At 44.2% G+C, this 20,142-nt stretch carries 20 protein-coding genes; 8 read left to right on the top strand and 12 right to left on the bottom strand.

From position 1 onward, the window contains the following. Nucleotides 1-10 precede the first annotated feature (10 nt). Nucleotides 11-607, bottom strand: coding sequence for a rhomboid family intramembrane serine protease (locus tag D082_RS14260; RefSeq protein ID WP_028946998.1), 597 nt, complete (start codon nucleotides 605-607; stop codon nucleotides 11-13). Between the two features lie 104 nt (nucleotides 608-711). Between D082_RS14260 and D082_RS14255 the strand changes: the two genes are divergently transcribed. Continuing rightward, nucleotides 712-3,831, top strand: a complete 3,120-nt coding sequence (locus D082_RS14255) for a DEAD/DEAH box helicase (RefSeq protein WP_028946999.1) — start codon at nucleotides 712-714, stop codon at nucleotides 3,829-3,831. 129 nt (nucleotides 3,832-3,960) lie between these two features. Here D082_RS14255 and apcB read toward each other — a convergent pair whose 3' ends face one another. Both apcB and D082_RS14245 read right to left on the bottom strand, forming a co-directional pair. Continuing rightward, on the bottom strand, nucleotides 3,961-4,470 hold the full coding sequence (apcB, locus tag D082_RS14250; protein WP_028947000.1) for an allophycocyanin subunit beta: 510 nt from the start codon (nucleotides 4,468-4,470) through the stop codon (nucleotides 3,961-3,963). Nucleotides 4,471-4,679: 209 nt separating this feature from the next. Beyond that, nucleotides 4,680-5,879 carry a chromate transporter gene (locus tag D082_RS14245; RefSeq protein ID WP_028947001.1) on the bottom strand — a complete coding sequence of 400 codons (1,200 nt, stop codon included), beginning with the start codon at nucleotides 5,877-5,879 and terminating at the stop codon, nucleotides 4,680-4,682. A gap of 152 nt (nucleotides 5,880-6,031) precedes the next feature. Between D082_RS14245 and D082_RS14240 the strand changes: the two genes are divergently transcribed. Then, entirely contained in the window at nucleotides 6,032-6,610 is a 579-nt protein-coding gene (locus D082_RS14240; RefSeq protein ID WP_028947002.1) for a DUF3782 domain-containing protein, read from the top strand. A 22-nt stretch (nucleotides 6,611-6,632) separates the two neighbouring features. Here the strand turns inward: D082_RS14240 and D082_RS14235 are convergent, their stop codons facing one another. The 6 genes from D082_RS14235 to D082_RS14210 all read right to left on the bottom strand — a co-directional run bounded on the left by D082_RS14235 (nucleotide 6,633) and on the right by D082_RS14210 (nucleotide 11,830). Next, nucleotides 6,633-7,700, bottom strand: a complete 1,068-nt coding sequence (locus tag D082_RS14235) for a sulfate/molybdate ABC transporter ATP-binding protein (RefSeq protein WP_028947003.1) — start codon at nucleotides 7,698-7,700, stop codon at nucleotides 6,633-6,635. A gap of 137 nt (nucleotides 7,701-7,837) precedes the next feature. Then, complete coding sequence (gene cysW, locus D082_RS14230; protein WP_028947004.1) at nucleotides 7,838-8,668, bottom strand: sulfate ABC transporter permease subunit CysW; 831 nt, start codon at nucleotides 8,666-8,668, stop codon at nucleotides 7,838-7,840. Continuing rightward, the gene (gene cysT / locus D082_RS14225) at nucleotides 8,655-9,515 is read right to left on the bottom strand and encodes a sulfate ABC transporter permease subunit CysT (RefSeq protein ID WP_028947005.1); all 861 of its coding nucleotides are present in this window, start codon (nucleotides 9,513-9,515) and stop codon (nucleotides 8,655-8,657) included. The genes cysW and cysT overlap by 14 nt, the downstream gene beginning before the upstream one ends. Before the next feature lies 1 nt (nucleotide 9,516). Beyond that, nucleotides 9,517-9,810 carry an NIL domain-containing protein gene (locus D082_RS14220; protein ID WP_028947006.1) on the bottom strand — a complete coding sequence of 98 codons (294 nt, stop codon included), beginning with the start codon at nucleotides 9,808-9,810 and terminating at the stop codon, nucleotides 9,517-9,519. A 37-nt stretch (nucleotides 9,811-9,847) separates the two neighbouring features. Next, nucleotides 9,848-10,912 (bottom strand): sulfate ABC transporter substrate-binding protein, encoded by a 1,065-nt coding sequence (locus tag D082_RS14215; protein WP_028947007.1) that lies wholly within the window; start codon nucleotides 10,910-10,912, stop codon nucleotides 9,848-9,850. Nucleotides 10,913-11,152: 240 nt separating this feature from the next. Further along, nucleotides 11,153-11,830, bottom strand: coding sequence for a hypothetical protein (locus D082_RS14210; RefSeq protein ID WP_028947008.1), 678 nt, complete (start codon nucleotides 11,828-11,830; stop codon nucleotides 11,153-11,155). 176 nt (nucleotides 11,831-12,006) lie between these two features. Between D082_RS14210 and D082_RS14205 the strand changes: the two genes are divergently transcribed. Beyond that, a complete protein-coding gene (locus D082_RS14205) occupies nucleotides 12,007-12,891 on the top strand; it encodes a prohibitin family protein (RefSeq protein ID WP_238546744.1) in 885 nt (294 codons plus the stop codon). A 123-nt stretch (nucleotides 12,892-13,014) separates the two neighbouring features. Here D082_RS14205 and D082_RS14200 read toward each other — a convergent pair whose 3' ends face one another. Both D082_RS14200 and D082_RS14195 read right to left on the bottom strand, forming a co-directional pair. Then, nucleotides 13,015-13,944, bottom strand: coding sequence for a LysR substrate-binding domain-containing protein (locus D082_RS14200; RefSeq protein ID WP_028947010.1), 930 nt, complete (start codon nucleotides 13,942-13,944; stop codon nucleotides 13,015-13,017). A 29-nt stretch (nucleotides 13,945-13,973) separates the two neighbouring features. Then, nucleotides 13,974-15,032: an aliphatic sulfonate ABC transporter substrate-binding protein gene (locus tag D082_RS14195; RefSeq protein WP_202963089.1), complete on the bottom strand. Its 1,059-nt coding sequence runs from the start codon at nucleotides 15,030-15,032 to the stop codon at nucleotides 13,974-13,976. Between the two features lie 579 nt (nucleotides 15,033-15,611). Between D082_RS14195 and D082_RS14190 the strand changes: the two genes are divergently transcribed. From D082_RS14190 to D082_RS14170, 5 genes are all read left to right on the top strand, one after another. Next, nucleotides 15,612-16,289 carry a cadmium resistance transporter gene (locus D082_RS14190; RefSeq protein WP_238546743.1) on the top strand — a complete coding sequence of 226 codons (678 nt, stop codon included), beginning with the start codon at nucleotides 15,612-15,614 and terminating at the stop codon, nucleotides 16,287-16,289. Nucleotides 16,290-16,459: 170 nt separating this feature from the next. Continuing rightward, nucleotides 16,460-17,209 carry a cadmium resistance transporter gene (locus D082_RS14185; RefSeq protein WP_028947012.1) on the top strand — a complete coding sequence of 250 codons (750 nt, stop codon included), beginning with the start codon at nucleotides 16,460-16,462 and terminating at the stop codon, nucleotides 17,207-17,209. A gap of 107 nt (nucleotides 17,210-17,316) precedes the next feature. Further along, nucleotides 17,317-17,958, top strand: a complete 642-nt coding sequence (locus D082_RS14180; protein ID WP_238546742.1) for a cadmium resistance transporter — start codon at nucleotides 17,317-17,319, stop codon at nucleotides 17,956-17,958. A gap of 73 nt (nucleotides 17,959-18,031) precedes the next feature. After that, nucleotides 18,032-18,451 carry a YidH family protein gene (locus tag D082_RS14175; protein ID WP_028947014.1) on the top strand — a complete coding sequence of 140 codons (420 nt, stop codon included), beginning with the start codon at nucleotides 18,032-18,034 and terminating at the stop codon, nucleotides 18,449-18,451. Nucleotides 18,452-18,718: 267 nt separating this feature from the next. Next, nucleotides 18,719-19,495, top strand: a complete 777-nt coding sequence (locus D082_RS14170; RefSeq protein ID WP_028947015.1) for a class II glutamine amidotransferase — start codon at nucleotides 18,719-18,721, stop codon at nucleotides 19,493-19,495. Here D082_RS14170 and D082_RS14165 read toward each other — a convergent pair. Beyond that, entirely contained in the window at nucleotides 19,451-20,086 is a 636-nt protein-coding gene (locus tag D082_RS14165; RefSeq protein ID WP_051738885.1) for a phosphatase PAP2 family protein, read from the bottom strand. The two genes, D082_RS14170 and D082_RS14165, sit on opposite strands and share 45 nt — an antisense overlap. Nucleotides 20,087-20,142: the final 56 nt, after the last annotated feature.

The raw sequence follows: 20,142 nt of genomic DNA, 5'->3' as shown, positions 1-20,142 counted from the left end.
TTTTCCCGCTTTAATTTTTGCCGTAGTAGTGTTTTTCCCTGGCAATTAACCAGGCGGCGATCGCCCCACCAATGAAGCCGAATAAATGGCCCTGCCAAGAAACCCCCGGCCGACCGGGAAGTAAGCCCCAGAGAGCACTGCCGTAGAGAACTAAGACAACGATGGAAAGAACAATGGAAGCGAGATTTTTTTGGAACCAACCCCGCAATAATAAAAATCCCAGGTAACCAAAAATCAAAATGCTGGCCCCAACGGTGACAGTGTTAGGGGGCGCAATGAGCCAAACCCCTAGGCCTCCCACCGCCATGGTAATAATGGTTACAATCCAAAAATCGCTTACTTCCTGGAGCATCACCAACCAAGCTAGAACAACAAAGGGAACGCTGTTGGCGATTAAATGGCCGAAGTCGGCATGGAGAAAGGGGGCAAACAAGATTCCCCTCAGACCTTCTAGGGAGCGGGGATAAATGCCGAATTGGTCCAAACTGCCCTGAAAAACAAATGCATCCAAAATTTCCAATAGCCAAAAAATGGCTAGAAAACTGACAATAATCGAGAACTGATTTTGTAGGGTGGCCCGCAAGGGAGTTTTGGTACTTTGACTCATGGCAATGATGGGCGGTGGTGGCTGAGGTTAGCAGGGACAGGGACCTATCCTTAATCAAGAATAACTAATCGCCCTAGAATGGGACAGACCAGAAACTAGATCCTATGGCGACTATCCACGGTAATTGGCAACCTTCCCACGGGGAAAACAGCGGCAAACTTTTTCTTTGGGCCGATACCTGGGGTACTCCTCTACCGGAAACCGTCGGCGATCGCCATCCCTTTGCGTTAGACCCACCGGCATTGGTTCAAACTTGGTCGAATGTGCCCCTTGCTTTTCCCCCAGAGGACAAGGTAACGGAGCAAACTTTAACACTGCATTTACCAAGCCATCGTCAGCAAAAAACTTCCCTGCCCTTTGTTACAGGGCAAGACCCCGTGGCCATGGATGCGAAATATCTCCACTGGCGATCGTGGCAAGTAACTGGGGTGAATCTGACCCCAAGCCAGACGTTAACGTTACTGCAATCTCTTCCCCTGGGGGGTCAAGCCTTAGCTAACTTAGGATCGGAATTCTACTTTTATGGTCAACTGCAGCGCTGGTGCTTAGATTTGGTCCTACGGGGTAAATTTGTGCCGGGGCTGGAGCAAAGGGGGGAGGACGGTAATTACTATGCCCAATGGATTCCCATCCTCGATAGCATTCAAGACCAAACCCATTTAGCCCAATTTAGTCAGAGGGTTCCGGCCTGTGCCTTGGCCAACCTGGCGGGCCCCCAGGAGACCCAAATGTTGGTGGTGGATTTACTACAACAATTATTGCAAGCCCAAATTGGTACCGTCAGTCCCAGCCTAGCCAATGTTAAAGAAGCCTGGTTGAATGATTGGCTCCGGGGATTAACCCATGGGGGGCAAACCTCCCTCGGTTATGGTAAAGCCTTACAACGATTAGCCACATCCTTAGACCATTGGTATCTGCCAGTCCAGAATTATTTAGGTCGTAAAAATAACCAAGCCCTAGCCCAAAGGCAATGGCGGGGTGCTCTGCGGTTACAGCCTCCGGTGGATGATGCGGAGGGAACTTGGCGACTCGATTATGGCTTACAAGCCCTGGATGATGGGGAATTTTGGCTACCGGCGGCTTCCCTCTGGGCCATGGCCGGCGATCGCCTGGTGTGGCAGGGAAGGAGGGTTGACCAGGGTGCGGAAAGTTTATTGCGGGGGTTGGGGGTGGCGGCCCAAATTTACGAACCCATTGCTAAAAGTTTGACGGAACGCTGTCCCACGGGTTGTGGGCTAGATGCCATCCAAGCCTATGAATTTATCCTGGCCATTGCCCATCAGTTGCGAGATCGGGGTCTGGGGGTAATTCTACCACCGGGGTTAGAACGGGGCGGCACCGCCAAACGATTGGGGGTAAAAGTAGTGGGGGAAGTGCAACGGCAAAGGGGCCAGCGGCTAACTCTGCAAAGTTTAATTAACTATGACCTGCAATTGGTGATGGGTAGCGGGGACAATGCCCGGTTATTGACTGCCAAAGACTTTGAGGCGTTGCTGGCCCAAAAATCTCCCCTGGTGGTGCTGGATGGGGAATGGATTACCCTGCAACCGGCGGACGTGCGGGCGGCCAAAGCGATTCTACAGCAACAACAGTCTGCTTCGCCCCTAACGGTGGAAGATGCTCTGCGCCTCAGCATTGGCGATTTACAAACCGTCTCTAAACTGCCGGTGACTCAGTTTGCCGCCCGGGGGATATTACAGGAATTAATCGATACCCTCCGCAATCCCGAAGGAGTGAAGGCCATTGCCACCCCACCGGGTTTTCAGGGTACTTTACGGCCCTACCAAGCTAGGGGGGTAGGCTGGTTAGCTTTTCTGGAACGATGGGGGCTGGGGGCTTGTTTAGCGGACGATATGGGGCTGGGGAAAACCCCCCAATTGCTGGCTTTTCTGCTCCATTTAGCTGCCGAAGATATGTTGGTTAAGCCGGTGCTGATTGTTTGCCCTACTTCCGTACTAAGTAATTGGTGCCACGAAATTAACAAATTTGCCCCCCAACTACAAACCGTTCTGCACCATGGCGATCGCCGTAAAAAGGGGCAACCGTTGGTGAAACAGGTCAAAGATCAACAGATTGTCCTTACCAGTTACGCTCTGTTGCAGAGGGATTTTAGCAGTCTGAAATTGGTGGACTGGCAGGGGATAGTGCTGGACGAAGCCCAAAATATCAAAAATCCCCAGGCCAAACAGTCCCAGGCGGCCCGGCAATTGCCAGCGGGTTTTCGCATTGCCCTCACGGGGACTCCGGTGGAAAATCGATTGACGGAACTGTGGTCTATTTTGGAATTTTTAAATCCCGGCTTCCTGGGCAATCAGAGTTTTTTCCAACGACGCTTTGCCAATCCCATCGAAAAATTTGGCGATCGCCAGTCGTTGCTGATTTTGCGTAATTTGGTGCGGCCGTTTATTTTGCGACGCTTAAAAACAGACCAAACCATTATCCAAGACCTGCCAGAAAAGCAGGAAATGACTGTATTCTGCGACCTTTCCCAGGAGCAAGCTGGTTTATACCAACAGTTGGTGGAGGAATCCCTCACGGCGATCGCCGACAGTGAAGGCATTCAACGGCACGGTTTAGTTCTCACCCTATTGACTAAGCTCAAACAGGTTTGTAACCATCCCGATCTATTGCTCAAAAAAACGAAAATTACCCACGGGCACCACTCCGGCAAACTGATCCGTTTAGCAGAAATGCTCGAAGAAATCATCAGCGAAGGCGATCGAGCACTAATTTTTACCCAATTTGCCAGTTGGGGCCATCTGCTCAAACCCTATCTGGAAAAATACTTTAACCAAGAGGTGCTCTATCTCCACGGGGGCACTCCAGCAGCTCAACGGCAAGCTTTGGTGGAACGGTTCCAGCAGGACCCCCACAGTCCCCATTTATTTATTCTTTCCCTCAAGGCCGGGGGCACAGGGTTGAATCTCACCAGGGCTAACCATGTGTTCCATGTGGACCGGTGGTGGAATCCGGCGGTGGAAAACCAGGCTACGGATCGAGCTTTTCGCATTGGCCAAACCCGCAACGTCCAGGTGCACAAATTTGTTTGCACAGGCACTCTGGAAGAAAAAATCAACGCCATGATGGCCGACAAACAACAATTAGCAGAACAAACCGTGGATGCGGGGGAAAATTGGCTTACCCGTCTGGATACCGACAAACTCCGTCAGTTGCTTACCCTCTCCGCCACCCCAGTGGACTACCAAGCCGAGGCATCGGATTGACGAAATTCCAAAAAAATACAGTAGGGAAAATTCACTTCCTACTGTTGATCTCGATTTAGCCTGGTGTCGAGGTGTTTATTTTGGCCAAGCAATTGCCATTAGGGGATATTCCCACGGCCAGAAAACTTGCTAGACGGAAACTTCGCTCAGTTCCCTGGTCATGTGATCAAAGGGAGAAGCAATGAAGTCCGCAGTTCTTAAGTTGGAGTCCTCCGCCATGGCTTCGATCATTTCCTTCATAATCTGAATGCCCCGCACCGTAGGTCCAATGGGTACCCCAAGGGAATTGTAGGTTTCCCGCAGGCCTTGCAAAACCCGCTCATCGAGCACGTTATTATCCCCGGCAATTAGGGCATAGCTGGCATAGCGGAGGTAGTAGTCCATATCCCGCAGGCAAGCGGAAAAACGACGGGTGGTGTAGGCATTACCACTGGGGCGGATGAGTTCGGGGATTTCTTCAAACAGTTGGGCGGCGGCCCGTTTGACGATGGTGGCCGAATTGGCGTTAATCATGGCGGCGGCGGCAATCCTAGCCGAACCGGACTCAAAATAAGCTTTGAGCTCGTCCATGGCGTTCCGGTCTAGATAGCGACCGGTCAAATCATAGTTTTTTATTAAAGTGGTAACCGCGTCTCGCATTTAAAAGGTTCTCCCAACGGCAGTTTATAGTTAAGGGGCTTGGGCAAGCCATTTTAGTTCTCCTACCTATCATTATTTCCGAGTGAACGCAAGTCAAGGGAGCCCTTAACCCTGCAATAAAACTACATATTCCCGCCGTCAGGGCCTTAAATTTTTGCATTGTTCTTGCTCTGATTCGCCGGATCTAATGGCTATAAATGATAGATCTATTAACTGATTGGTATGCTTTGCCTAACTAAGCCCACGAGGGCGCCAAAGACCACTAACCAATGGGAACTGATGGAAAATCGTCCCAGGGCGATCGCCCCCAGCAGCGCTAAGCAGATAGTCAAAGGATCAATTAGAGCAGAACGGGCCAAACCAACGGTGGTGACCACCATTAAACCCCAAGCTCCGGCATTAATGCCATCGAGAAAGGCCCGGAAAATTAATGACTTTTGCAGAACATTAACCCAGGGATTAACCAGGGCCACCAGTAAAAAGGACGGTAGAAAAATTCCCACCGTAGCGGCGATCGCCCCAGGGTTGCCGGCTAGTAAATAACCAATGAAAGTAGCCGTGGTGAATAACGGTCCTGGGGTAATTTGGCCAATGGCGATCGCATCAAGGAGTTGTTGGGAAGTTAGCCATCCCAGACGATCCACTAGATCAGCTTGCAAAAAAGCAAACAACACGTAACCGCCGCCATAGAGTAGACAACCGATTTTAAGGAAAATACCAAATACAGACCAGGCATTGATGCCACTGACGGCTAACACCGGAGAAGCATTAAGTTGACCCAAGGGCAAAAAAATCAGCGGTAAAGACTGGAAACGTCCCCGCCCCATTTGGATCAATACCAGGGCTAAACCGGCCAGCAGTAACAGTAAAATTTCCGGCTTACCCCAGACTGTGCCCACCATCACCAACACCGCCGCCCCGATAGCAAGGGGAGTTTTCAACGCCTTTTGCCCCAGTTTCCATAACGCTTGCCCGATCAGGGGAATAATCATGGGCTGAATGCCGTAGAGCATATTACCCACCGCTGGCACTGATTGGTAGTGAACATAGGCGATCGCCAATAACCAAACCACCACCATGGCCGGCAGAATAAAGGAAACTCCAGCAATAATCAAACCGGCCCATTTACCCCGTTCATAGCCCAAGTGGATGGCCAACTCGGTGGAATTTGGCCCGGGGATGAGATTAGTTACCCCGATCAGATCCAAAAATTTGCCGTGGCTGAGCCATTGTCGCCGCCGCACTACTTCCTCTTCCATCATCGCGGTGTGGGCCGCAGGGCCGCCAAAGGAAAAAAGTCCTAAACGGAAAAATAAAAGGCCTAACTCCTGCAATCTTTGCCGTTTTTGCAGGGGCGTTAAAGTTCCATAATCCGCTTCTAAGGTTTCCATCGGGGGTTCATTACTCACGGTTAATAACCAACGAAAACCATAATAAAACTTCACCCTAAGGCAACTACTGGTTAATGTATCTAGGTTTGCAACAGCAAGAAATAATGCTCAATTACTCCCAGTCTGTCATTCATTACAATAAAGCAAGATTAAAGTAAATTTAAGTAATCATGGCAACAACAGCAGATGAAGTATGGCAACTCCTCGCAGAGTTAGTCCAGACACAAAAGGAAACGGAACGACTCATGAGGGAAAAAAGTCAGGAAACAGATCGCCGTTTTCAGGAGACCGATCGCCAAATCCAAGAATTGGGCAAACAAATTGGTGGTCTGGGCAAAAAGTTTGGCAGTTTTACCGAAGGGTTGGCCCTGCCTTCCATGGAAACTATTCTCTATGAAAAATTTGCCATGGAAGTTGTAACCCCCAGCGTTCGAGCAAGTAAACAGGGCAAACATATTGAACTTGATGTCATGGCCTATGCCAATGGGGATGTGAAAACCGCCATTGTAGTAGAAGTCAAAAGCCATGCTCGCCCAGAATCCATCGGCCAATTAATCAACCATCTCCAGCGATTTCGGGAATTTTTCCCCGAACATCAGGACAAGAAACTCTATGGCATTCTCGCCGCGGTGGATCTTTCCAATGCCCTCAGAGAAGAGGTATTAAAAGCCGGGCTGTACGCCGCCCGTATTCGCGACGAAATTTTTGAACTGGATACCCCTGCTACTTTTCAGCCTCGGGTTTGGTAATGTCTTGACTCCATGTTAAAAATCAAATGCCCGTACCATAAATAAAATGGGTGGAAGCAGCGGAAGAAGCTCCAGCAAAAACCTTAGCGGCCCGGGGCTTAATAAATACTTTTTGTCCAACTTTGGGGTTAAGCTGTTGCCGTTGCTCCCGATTCAGGTAGGCAAGCACAGTGGTGTTGTCCGTTAACAGTACCTCCACCTGTATTTCTGAACCCAGGTGAATAACCCTTTTGATGATGCCCGCCACGCTAGCGTCGTCCGCTTCCGTTAATAGTTCAAAGTCGTGGGGCCGAACAAACACAGGGTCTTGATGCCCATTATCACTGTGGTGGGGTTCAAAAGCATGGTAGTTAAACAGGGATGCAGTGCGGGGCAAAACATTCACTTCACCAATAAAACCCATCACAAAGGGACTAGCGGGATTTTCATAAATTTCTTCCGCCGTGCCCACCTGTTCGATTTTGCCGTTACTCATAACCACAATTTCATCGGCCACTTCCATGGCTTCTTCCTGGTCGTGGGTGACAAATACACTGGTAAGGTGAACTTCGTCGTGTAGTTTCCGCAACCAAGCCCGCAATTCTTTTCGCACTTTGGCATCGAGGGCACCGAAGGGTTCATCCAGTAATAAAACCTGGGGCTGTACTGCTAAGGCTCGGGCTAAAGCGACCCGTTGCCGTTGACCCCCAGAGAGTTGACTCGGGTAGCGATTACCTAAACCTTCCAATTGAATTAGGGCAAGTAATTCTTCCACCCTTTCTTTGGTTTTCGCTGGGGGATGCTTACGAATTTCCAAGCCAAAAGCAATGTTTTGCCGAATGGTTAAATGTTTAAACAGGGCATAATGCTGAAAAACAAAGCCAATATTACGTTTGCGAATGTCCACATGGGTGGCATCCTGGCCATTAATAATAATTTGTCCTTGGTCGGGGGGCTCCAAACCGGCGATCGCCCTTAGTAAAGTTGATTTACCGGAACCTGAAGGCCCTAGCAGGGCGACTAATTTACCATCGGGGACTTCTAAATTAATGTCCTTGAGGGCGATAAAATCACCAAATTGTTTAGAAACATTATTAATCACAATGCCCATCGCCATGTCCTCAGTTAAATGTAAAAAAGTTAGGTAGGAAAACTAAAAATAGGTTCGGTTTGGGAGTCTGTTTTAAAAACCCCCCTGACCCCCCAAGCTTGGGAGTAGACTAAAACTTTGCCAACAGCTTCCAGGGATCAAACGGATTTATGGTGGCCAGTGCGTCGCTCCAAAATCTCTTTTAATATCAGGGTGACCACCGCCAATAACGCTAGCACCACCGCTGCCCCAAAGGCCGCTTCTGTTTGATAGTTTTTGTACTCCTGCTCCACAAAAATAGGCAATGTACTGGTTTTACCCAAAATACTGCCGGAGACCACCGCCACTGCGCCAAATTCCCCCATGGCCCTAGCGTTGGTTAACAGAACCCCATAAAGTAAGCCCCAGCGGATATTGGGCAGAGTGACTCGCCAAAAAATTTGCCAGTCTTTCGCCCCCAAAGTGCGGGCCGCTTCCTCCTGTTCTGGCCCCAATTCTTCCAGTACAGGAATCACTTCCCTCGCCACAAAGGGCAAGGTCACAAAAATGGTGGCGATCGCCATACCGGGAACGGCGAACAGTATTTGCACATCGAGGGCGCTAAACCAACTACCAATCCAACCATTTTTGCCGTAGAGCAAAACGATCATTAGACCAGCCACCACGGGGGAAATGGAGAAAGGTAAATCTAACACGCTTAAAAATAATGCCCGACCGGGGAATTGATTGCGGGCTAGAACCCAGGCGGCACAAAGTCCAAACACCGTGTTTAAAGGGACAGAAATCAGGGCCATCACAATGGTCAATTGCAGGGCGGACTGAAAATTACGATCGCCCAGGGCTTCTATAAATGGCCCCACCCCCTTATGAAAAGCTTCATAAAAAACGGCGATCGCCGGCAAAAGTAAAACTAAAACTAAATAAAATAAGGCTAGGGCAATCAGTAAATGTCTAACTTTAAAACTTTTCGATAGATTAATCGTTTGCATAACGACGCCCCCATTGTTGCAGTAGATTAATAATTAGCAGTAGGATTAGCGAAACAAAAAGTAGCACCGCCCCAATTACCGTTGCGCCCGAATAATCATATTGTTCCAGCCGCTCAAACACTAATACCGGAGCAATAAGATCTTTAAAGGGAATATTAGAAGCAATTAACACCACTGAGCCATATTCCCCCACCGCCCTAGAAAAGCCCAAGGCAACCCCCGTTAAAATAGGCGGAATTAAAGGGGGAAAAATCACCCGCCAAAAGGTTTGGAATTCCGTCGCTCCCAAAGACCAAGCGGCTTCTTCTGCCTCCTCTTCCAACTCCTGTAAAACCGGTTGCAGCGTCCGGACAATAAAGGGCAAGGAAATGAAAACCATCGCCACAAATACCCCCAGGCGACTAAAGGCAATTTGAATGCCAAAGGGGGTAAAAAAACGACCAACCCAGCCGGTTTGACTATACAAAGTTGCTAACACCAGACCAGCTACGGAGGTGGGGAGCGCAAAGGGTAAATCCACAATGGCATCAACAATTTTTTTGCCAGGAAATTGATAGCGTACTAGCACCCAAGCCACTAAGGTTCCCATCACACCGTTGATAATCCCCGCCGCCAGGGCGGTCAGAAAAGTGACGTTGTAGGTCGAAATAGCAATGGGGGTGGTAGCGATTTCCCAAAATCCCCGCAAACCCAAGGAGGCGGATTTAAACAGCAGGGCCGCAATGGGTAACCAGAGGATCAGTAGAAGATAAATGATCGTTACCGCCCACGGGACAGAAATATATTGTCCCAAATTAAACTTAGCAAATTGTTTGGGTAGGGAAGAAAAACGAAGATTTGTGGTCATATTACCAGCCATCGGACTCTTGGTCTAAAACTATAGTGATTTGCAGTTCCTCCAGATAAGCTAAGGCATCATTGATAGCTTCCGTGTGACCGATTAAAGTCAATTTAAATTGACCCTGACCACCATTTGTACCTAAAGTGGCCGCCAGGATATTTACCTGGAGCTTATAGCGGCTAACCAGTTGGGTCACGATGGGTTCCTGCCGATAGCTTGCGGGAATAGTTAGGTAAAGGGTTACTTCGGTGGTTCGTTGGGAACTGGGGGAATGGAGGTGGGAGAAAGTTGAAGATTGCATAGGTCAACCAGGCGTTAATCAAAAGTTATTAAAATTTCTATTGCTTACCAATTTTGGTAATCACTTGGTCAAAAATACCGCCGTCTTCAAAGAATTCTGCTTGGGCTTTTTTCCAGCCGCCAAACTCTTCAATGGTGGCTAAGTTTTCAACTTTGGGATATTGGCTAGCAAACTTAGCTAAAACTTCTTCATTGACGGGACGAAAGCCGGTTTCGGCAAAAATTTGCTGTACTTCTGGAGTGAAAAGATATTGCACAAAAGCATCCGCCACTTCCCGAGTTCCTTTTTTATCCACTGTGGTGTCAACAACGGCCACGGGGCCACTGATAGAAACATTAAAATCCGTAGGCACAATGTAGGGCTGATTTTCCCCTTTTTGCTTGGCTAACAGGACTTCATTTTCATAATTCAGCAACACGTTGCCTTGACCCTGTTTATAGAAAACATCAGTGGATTCCCGGGCATCTTTTGGCAATACGGGCGCATTGGCTAAAATTTTACCGGCAAAGTCAAAGGCTTGTTCTTCTGTGCCCCCGGTTTTGGTCACCGAACCCCAAATACCGAGGAAATTCCAGCGGGCTCCCCCGGAGGTTTTGGGATTGGCGGTAATGACTTTAACTTCTGGCTTGGCCAGGTCAGACCATTTTTCCACTTTGATGTTGTCCGATGCTCTGGTGACAAAGGCGATGACTGAGTTGGTGACAATCGAGCCATTGGGGGCTTCCTCTTCCCAACCGGGTTGAATCAATCCGGCACTTTCAATTTTTTGGACATCGGAACTTAGGGCCAGGGCAACGATATCCGCTTCTAAACCATCCACCACTGCCCTGGTTTGACTACCGGAACCACCATAGCTTTGCTCAAAAGTGACATCTTGGCCGGTTTTAGTTTTCCACTCTTCTGTGAATTTGGGAATGATTTTTTCAAAGGCGTCCCTAGTGACCGCATAGCTCACCAAGGTCAAATTGGCGGGGGCTTGACTGGTACTCTCCGCTGGCCCTGGCTCGGTGGTGGCGTTAGGGGTGTTGTTGCAAGCGCTGATACTGCCCACCATTAAAACGGCGATCGCCGTAGTACCTAAAGAAAAAAAGGATCGAGCCATAAGAAAATTCCTTAACTGAGAAACTGAATTGTAACGCAAGAGTAGCATACACGAAATGAAAAACAATTACAATCCATTTTCCATTTGAGAATGATCAGAATGCAGATGTTAAAGCCACTCCATTTTTTATGTCAGTCAAGCTGACTGCAGTCCATAAAAAGACCCCCAACCATTGGTCAGGGGTGGCGATTAAAGCCAAATTTAGAATCCGTATAGGTCGAGGGTGAGGAGTAAGGCTGGTTAAGTCTGGGTGGCGGAGCCGTTGAGAAACTCTAGGGATTGCTTGGCCTCAGTCAAGGTCTGATCGAGGGCAGTCACTTGTTGTTCAATGGTCGAGCGCAGGGCTGGGGTGCTTCCCCCTTTAGCTTTCTCGGTATTATCGGCCAACTGATCAACTAATTCTGCAACTTGATCCAAAGACTGTTGTGCTTGCTGAAAGCTTTTTTCTGCTTGGGCTAGGGCTTCCGGGGCAAGATTGGCCACTGCCAACAGCCTGGGACTGACATCCTCTAGTTTTTCGGCAAGATCATCAAGGTCATCGGCTACATTTTCCAGGTCATCCTGTTTTTGGCCTAAAACTTTCTTTAATTGCTTCCGCTCCGCAATGTCCGTTGCCGCTGTCAGTTGATCAAGTTGACTAGTCAAGTCGGCGATCGCCGTTTTTAACTGGGCATCGGCCTCCGCCAACACGGACTGGGTTTTAGTGGCCAACTTTTGCCAAGGGATGGGTAATGCCGTCGATGGAGATTCGTCAGGGGCCACCACTGCATCGGTGGTCGTCACCGCAAAACATTGGGCAACGGGCATGATCAGCAAAAGACCGGTGGCTAAAAGTAACGACAGGAGCCCATTGGCCAGCTTTTTGACCAGGGGCCGACGCTTTTTCAATTTCAGTCGAACTAAGTTGGTCACGGACATAAAAACAACCTCCCGGAAGATGGTTAAAGACAGCAGAATAGCTGAGATTTGCTTGCATACAATCAATTTTGCATCTTAATTCATTTTCAAAAAAAATACAAATAATGTAAAAATGTTTTCGTGTAGCGTTATGATCGACTTGGTTCTCACTTCCCTCCCTAAGGCCCAACTAAGTTATGCCCTGGGTCAACTTATCCGGTTATCTGGTCATGACTACCGAAGTCTGCAACTCACCAATCAATTCCCCGTCATCGCCAGGGCATCGTCCCAATAAACTATGGATTGTTAGATTGCTCCTCGGGCTAGTCCTATTGGCGATCGCCTCCACTTTTCTTGTCATTATTCCTCCAGGGCACCAAGGCATTTTGTTGACCTTGGGCAAAATGCAAAAACCCCTGCTAGGGGAAGGCCCACACCTCCTTTTGCCAGTGGTGAGCACAGTAGAAATTTTGGATGTCAGAGTACAAAAGCGACAAATTGAAGCAGAGGCATCCTCGAAGGATCTTCAGGATGTATTCACCGATGTAGCCCTTAACTGGCATTTAATTCCACAGACCGTCGACCAAGTTTTTGCCAAAGTAGGCGATCGGGAACAAGTGATAGACTACATTATCGATCCGGCCATTAAAGAGATATTAAAAGCTGTTTTAGCCAAATACACCGCTGAAGAAATTGTTACCAAACGAGATCAGGTTAAAGGAGAAGTAGATGCACTACTAATTAATCGCCTTGGCAATTACCACATTGCCATTGATGATCTTTCTTTGGTACATGTTCATTTTTCCAAAGGATTTCGGGATGCAGTGGAAGCCAAACAAATTGCTGAGCAGGAAGCCAAACAAGCTGAATATATTGCCCAAAAAGCTATTAGCCAGGCAGAGGCCATGGTCAATTTAGCCAAAGGAGAAGCGGAAGCCCAACGATTGATCAAAGTCACATTAACCCCAGAAATTTTGCAAAAACAAGCCATTGAAAAGTGGAATGGGAACTTACCGCTCATGGTAGGAGATAGAAATCATAAATTTTTAGATTTAAATCAACTTATGCCCACCAGCCCTTAAGAGACCATTTGAAAAATTAAAATTTGCCTCCTAAATCAATCTACTAAAGCTCTGATAAATTTAGGTAATTTTAAGTTAAATTTCCTCTCAAATTGGTGGGATAGAGAAGCTTTCAAACATAGTCTAAAAGTTATGATCAAAATCCTGGCAGAGTATTTCTTCAAAGGCTTGAACAATACGGGTCTGAAAACGATGTAAATGTTTTAACTTTAGTATTGGTCTAATAATGGCCATCTCCTCAGCTCTAGAGGAGTCCAAGACTTTAATAGAACGCAAAGTATTTAATTTTAGTTCTTTCCTAATCATTAATTCTGGTAAAGCCGTTGCCCCTACTCCCTGTTCCACGACCGCTTTGACCATTTCACTACTATTAAACAATAAAGCAACATCAAGGGCTTGGGGATTAATTCCCCAATTTTGCAATGCCCGCTCAAAGGCTTGTTGACTACCAGAGCCATCCTCTCTCATCACCCAACTGGTGTTTACTAAATCATCAACCATAATTTCCGGTTGATCAAACCAAGGATGGGATTGACCAACTACAATCTGTAGGCGATCTCTTCCGACAATTTCTGACACAATATTTTTTTTCAAGTTAAGCTTAACTTCCCCAGCAATAATACCTAAATCATATAAACCAGTCACAGTACCGCCACAAATATCATTGGCATTAGCTAAGGTGCAATTAACAGAAATTCCTGGATATTTTTGCTTAAATTTACTAATTTTTTCCGGTAACCAATAGTTTCCTATAGTCAAGCTAGAACCTAAATTAAGTTCTCCCTGCTGCAAATTATTTAATTCCCTTAGTGCTCGCTCCGTCAGCGTTACTTGATCCAAAATTTTTTGTGCTTCTATCTGGAGCATTTTTCCCGCTGAAGTGATTTCAATTCTTCTGCCCATGCGATGAAATAATTTCACTCCGTAATCAGCCTCTAAAATGTGAATTGCAGCACTAACCGCTGGTTGTGTCAGATAAAGCTCCTCAGCGGCATTAGTAAAATGAAGATGCTTAGCCACAGCTAAAAATACACGCAATTGTTCTAGAGTCATACATAAAAGTCCAGCTTAAAATTTGGCAACTAATAGGTCCAATTTTGTCGGGTTTGTAAACTATAAGTTCCATCCTTAACGTTAATCCGTTCTGGAATTAGTTTCAAATCACTAAAAATATTAGCTTGGCGTTGCAAAGTATTAAGGGTTAAATCATCAATTGGAATAATTGCTCTTTCAATACTACGCTGTTGTAAATTAGCTAAAATTGCAGGATCTAATTGATGATTTTCTACCAAACGCTGGGCCGCCTCCAGCTCTCGTTTCTTCGACCAAATCCCTGCTTCATTTACTTCTTCGAGGATAACTTTTAAAATATTTGGATAATCTCGTACCAACTCAGGCACAGCATAATATAAAGTTGGAACTTCTAGGGAAGCCTGATTGCCAAAGACATCTTCTAGATCGGCTAAAACTCGGCCAGGGTAATTACTCCTAGCGGCGGTGGGAGTATAGGGAACCCAAACAACCCAAGCGTCCACTTCGCCCCGGTAAAATTTAGGTAAGGCCTCCGGTTGGGTTAAGTAGACTGGGTCAATATCTTCATAGTTTAGTCCTGCTTTTTTCAAAGCCCTGATCAACACATAGTGGGCACTGGAACCTTGATCTAAAGCAACTTTCTTCCCTTTTAAGTCCTCTATCTTTTGGATTGGAGAATCATTCCGCACGAGGATTGCCTGGCCTTTGGGGATTGTATATTTTTCCTTGGCAACTCTCATAAAAACATGTTCTGCGGCCTGGGAAAAAACACTAGCTGTTCCTCCACCACCACAAAAATCTATCGATCCATTGCTCAAGGCTTCAATCAAGGTAGATGCTGATAAAAAGCTTGTCCAAGTAATAGTTACTCCCAAGGGTTCTAGGTGCTTTTCTAGTAATTTTTGTTCCCTTAGCACAGTAAAATTAGTCATCCCCTCAGGGTAGCCGATATTGAGTCTTTTAAGTCGTTTGGCTTCCCGGACTAATAGGCTATCTTCGTTGCCATTAAAATGCTGAAAAAACCATCGATCTAAAAAAATACAAAAAATTATTCCTCCGACAAATAAAAGTATGGTTTCAACTAAACGACGGGTTGTATTGGACGGCAAAGTAAATGAGCTTATCGGAGCATTTGATGTATTTTCACTAGTTTGAGAGACACTATCCCCCCCTAGAATTACGCTTATTAGAAAACTTAAGAAAAATCCAATGAAAAATAAAATAATTAATCGATGGCGGGTCAAGTGATACCAAATTAACCGCGGCATCCCCCGTAACAATTTTCTTGTAGGTTGTCGGCCAAAACAGAAAATTTTTTTAAAGCAATAATTAATCACAGATAAAAATATAAATTACATCCATAAAGAAAAGATTCTATCTTAGTTACAAAAATAATTACACTTTTTGTATAAGCTTTTACATAAAAATATTTTATGGATTGATTGAGTCACAAGATACATATCTTCTAAACTATCAAATGGTATCGTCAAAAAACTAATTCTTGTACAAGATACTATCTTTTTTATTATAAAAATATTTAAGTAATCAAGTAGGTATAAGTAATTATTAAAGTTCAAGTTTTGAATTTTTATCTGCCCATTTTTATGTTGCCTAAGAAGCCACCTATTTAATTTGGCAGTTTCAACATAAATATAGAGAAATTAAGTACCAAAATGTTTTAAATTACAATGATAGATTGGTTATTAGCAACTATAAAAGTGGGAATAGCCACAGGGGTAGCAACTACCTTCGATGATAATATTTACTTAACAGGTTTTTTTAGCGAAGTTAATCGAAATTTTCGCCCTAAGCATGTTATTTTTGGTGAAATAATTGGTTTTACAGCTTTGATTGTAGTGAGCTTAGTTGGGTTTGTAGTTGGCTTAATTATCCCCTCTGATTGGATTGGACTACTGGGAATATTGCCAATATTAATTGGGGTAAATAATCTACGCTTAATTATAGCCAATAAAGAAGATTTCTCCGCCAACACAACGGAGGCAAAAAAAAGAAATTTACAATACCATGGCTTTGATTCCCGTCGCTTGTCTCTATGGGATACACTCCGCGATCGCCAAACCTACAAAGTTTCTGCTGTGACTATTTCCAACGGAGGCAATAATCTTGGTATCTACATCCCTCTTTTCGCTAGTAGCAATTTCAGTAGTCTCCTTATTATTATTCCAATTTGTTATTTTATTATTGGTACTTGGTTATTTATCTCCTATCATCTGACCCGCCAACCTGGTATTGCGGTGATTTTAAGTCGTTATGCTGGTAAGTTATTTCCTTTTGTCTTAATGTGGTTGGGGTTGAGAATAATTATAGATAATGAGTCATATAAACTATTTTCTAATATTTCATAACTGCGTAGCACTCATTTGAGGCTGAGTGGGACTAAGTATTAATAAGTATTAGTCGGATTTCGGATTACAGTATAAATTAAATTTATGGATTGAAGAAAAAACTCTGTTTGATTCTTCTGATCTCTTTAATTAGAGTGGAGATATTCAAGCTATTCCCAGGAGACTAAACCATGGATGAATTTGGTCTTTTGACTGCGATTCCAACAGGTATTACGGCTTTTTTAGCTACAAATTTGGATGATATTTTAATTCTTTTACTTTTTTTTACTCAAACTGATCTAAGTTTTCGCCGTCGGCAGATTGTTGCAGGGCAATACTTAGGATTCTTGGCGTTGATCATTATCAGTTTACCTGGATTTTTGGGTGGTCTGTTATTACCCCGTCCATGGATAGGTTTACTAGGTTTAGTACCTATTTTAATTGGACTTAATCGTTTACTCGTGGGCAATGGAGATGAAAGTGATGAAAATTCTGAAGCAGTAATCACTTCTGCATTAAATCCTGCAGATAACTCCAATAATTTAAATAATTTAAAATTGAAAATACCACTAGGAGGAATTTTTACAGCTCAGACCTATAGCGTAGCGGCAATTACTTTTGCTAATGGCGGCGACAATGTTGGTATTTATCTACCATTATTTGCCAATAGTTCTTGGCAAAGCTTAACGATTATTTTAGGCATATTTTTTCTGTTAGTCGGGCTTTGGTGCTACGTCGCTTACCAACTTACAAAGGTTAAAATTATGGCCGACTATATCACTCGCTATGGAGATGTTATTATCCCTTTTGTCCTAATTATCTTGGGGGCGCTTATTATCTTCGATAGTCACACCCTTGACCATCAAAGTTTAGTTGTCCTAATTTTAATTACTATCGCTGTTTACCTAGCAAATTTTAGCAGTCCTCATTTATCTTGTTAATAAGATAATAAGATGGGTTAGATTTTAGCTAATGATCATTGCTAAACTAAATTTCATCAAAATTAATATCAAGCATGGGTTGGCTATCACAAACAATAATTAGTGCAGTGTCTGCTTTTGTAGCCACCAATTTAGACGATGTTTTAATCTTGATGTTTTTCTTTTCCCAAGCAAAATCTCCCCAGTCTAATTTACGTATTCGTCATATTGTATTTAGTCAATATATTGGTTTTATTGTCATTATTTTGCTTAGCTTACCTGGTTTTTTTGGTGGATTAATCGTTTCAAAAGAATGGACAGGATTGCTGGGATTAGTACCAATATTTATAGGAATAAAACATTTGCATGATTTAAGTTCAGAGGATGAGGCATTCCAGTCTTTACAAAATACCATTCAATCCCCCCAATCTCCACCGACTGCAGTTGTCAATCCAATTAGTGCTTTTCTCTCCCCGCAAGTTTATGGAATTGCTGCCATTTCCATTGCTAATGGCGGTGACAATATTGGCATTTATGTTCCTTTTTTTGCCAGTCTATCTTGGTTAGGCCTATGGGTTGTCATTAGCATTTTTTTGGTTTTAGTTGCCGCACGTTGTGCTACTGCCTATTATTTAACTGGTCATCCCTTGATAAGAAAAATAGTCACTAGATATGGCCAGAGAATTATGCCTTTTGTGCTTATTGGTTTGGGCGTATGGATTTTTGGGGATAGCGGAAGTTACAAATTATTAAGACTGTTACTCAAATAACAATTCATCGGTAATTCTTTAAAAATCTTCCTATAATTATTGGTTATAAACTTTAAGATATACCTGTTTAAAAATGCAAGTAGATAATAAATCCTTGGATAATTCAGAACAAAAAAAACGGCGTAACTCCTCTAGAATTCGGGATCACTTGGCTAACGAAAGAACTTACTTAGCCTGGCTACGGAGTGCTGTAGCCTTGATGGGATTTGGAGTACTTATTGCCCGCCTGAGAGTGTTTCAACCACCTGAGGTGCATAGCCCTGGAAATGGTTGGAAACTAGGGTTATTTTTTTCCATCATTGGTCTGCTGACTGTTTTACTTTCAACTCAACATTACTTTGCCGTTCGCTATGATATTGATGAAGATACCTACGAACCCGCTGATCGGTGGGTTATTATTTTCAGCCTCTCGATCTTGGTGTTAGGTTCCGGGGTAATTTTCTATCTTTTTACAGCTCCTTTAAATCCTTTAAGTAGTATCGTTTTTGAATGATTCGATTCGTATCTGCTTTATTTTTATTAAGAAAATAATGTCGTAATAACCACTTAGCTATGATTTGTATCATTGTAGACACAGCAATAAGTAAGTGGTTTCAAGTCACAACACTGACAATACTAATAATTAAAAAATACACTTGGGGTCAATGGCTGAGGCAAGGGAAAGATAAATTATTTTCAATTTCAAGTTTAGCAGAGAAATTCGTGATATAAGAAGTGGGGGTAACTAGCTTGCGGATTTATATAGGTTATTTTGCTGATCATGTGTCAATTACTCGGCATGAATTGTAATGTTCCTACTGACATTTGTTTTTCTTTTGAAGGATTTTGTGCTAGAGGTGGCAAGACCGATGAACATCGAGATGGCTGGGGCATTGCCTTTTTTGAAGATTTAGGCTGTCGCTTATTTTTGGATGATAATCCGTCCATTAGTTCCCCAATCGCTGAGCTAGTCAAAAAATATCCGATTAAGTCCCGTAATGTTATTGCCCATATCCGTAAAGCGACCCAAGGTGAAGTAGGCTTAGAAAATTGTCATCCTTTTCAGCGAGAGTTGTGGGGAAACTACTGGGTTTTTGCCCACAATGGTAATTTGGAAAATTTTGAGCCTAACTTAATCGGTCCCTATCAACCGGTGGGGGCAACCGATAGTGAAAAAGCTTTTTGTTTATTGTTACAAATCTTGCGGGAAAACTTCCCTAACAGTAAACCAAGCCTAGAAAAACTTCGTCAGGTTTTGCAGACAATAATGGATATTTTCTCCAGCTATGGCATTTTCAATTGCCTACTTTCTAATGGAGAATATTTGTTTGTTTATTGTACAACCCAACTTCATTACCTTGTCCGCCAGGCTCCCTTTGCCGCTGCCCATTTAGTGGATGAAGATATTACCGTTGATTTTCAGGCCCTGACCAGTCAAGAAGATAGAGTAGCAATTATTGCCACAATTCCCTTAACCGATAATGAATCTTGGACGGCGATCGCCCCCGGAAAATTACTCGTTTTTCAGGATGGTATTCCGATTCTTAGTGAAACCTGAAATAAATCCTTGCACTAGTAAACTCCAGGCGATGGCCAGACTCCATCCTCCTAAAATATCAGTGGGATAATGAACTCCTAAATAAACTCTTGTCCAGCCGATGAAGATAACAAAAATTGAGCCTAGGATAATGATTAAATTTCTCCAATTAGTCTGCCAACCTAAAATGATTAAAATTATCACTAGGGTCATACTGGAAAAGGCGTGACTGCTAGGGAAGGAAAAACTGTCGGGCCAAGGGTAAGTAGATTGCCACAAATGGGGACGCACACGGGAAAAAAAACTTTTCGTTTGATAACCTAATGCAATGGCTCCTAAAGCGGTTAAATCCACATAAGCTAAATGACCCCATTTCTTTCCATAGGCTAGTATTAAATTTATAACTAAGACTATGGGTACTGTGCCTTGGTAAATTGCTAGATCAGTGAACAAAGTAGCAAATTGATCCAAAGATGCACTAGCTGAGCCGTGTAAGGTTAACAGAATTTCTCGATCTAGCCAGACTCCTTGGGGATAATAGAAAACGGCGATCGCCAATAATATAAAAATCTGTAGAAAAAACAACGCCCAAAATAAAGTCTTAGTGTTCATATGTGAGATTTTTCATAAAATAGAGAAAAAATCCACCTACCATAGAAAAGTAGATG

It is taken from the genome of Synechocystis sp. PCC 6714 (assembly GCF_000478825.2).
In the GTDB taxonomy this organism is placed as follows: domain Bacteria; phylum Cyanobacteriota; class Cyanobacteriia; order Cyanobacteriales; family Microcystaceae; genus Synechocystis.
Note: the sequence above shows the minus strand (reverse complement) of the source record. Positions and strands in the feature narration are given on the sequence as shown.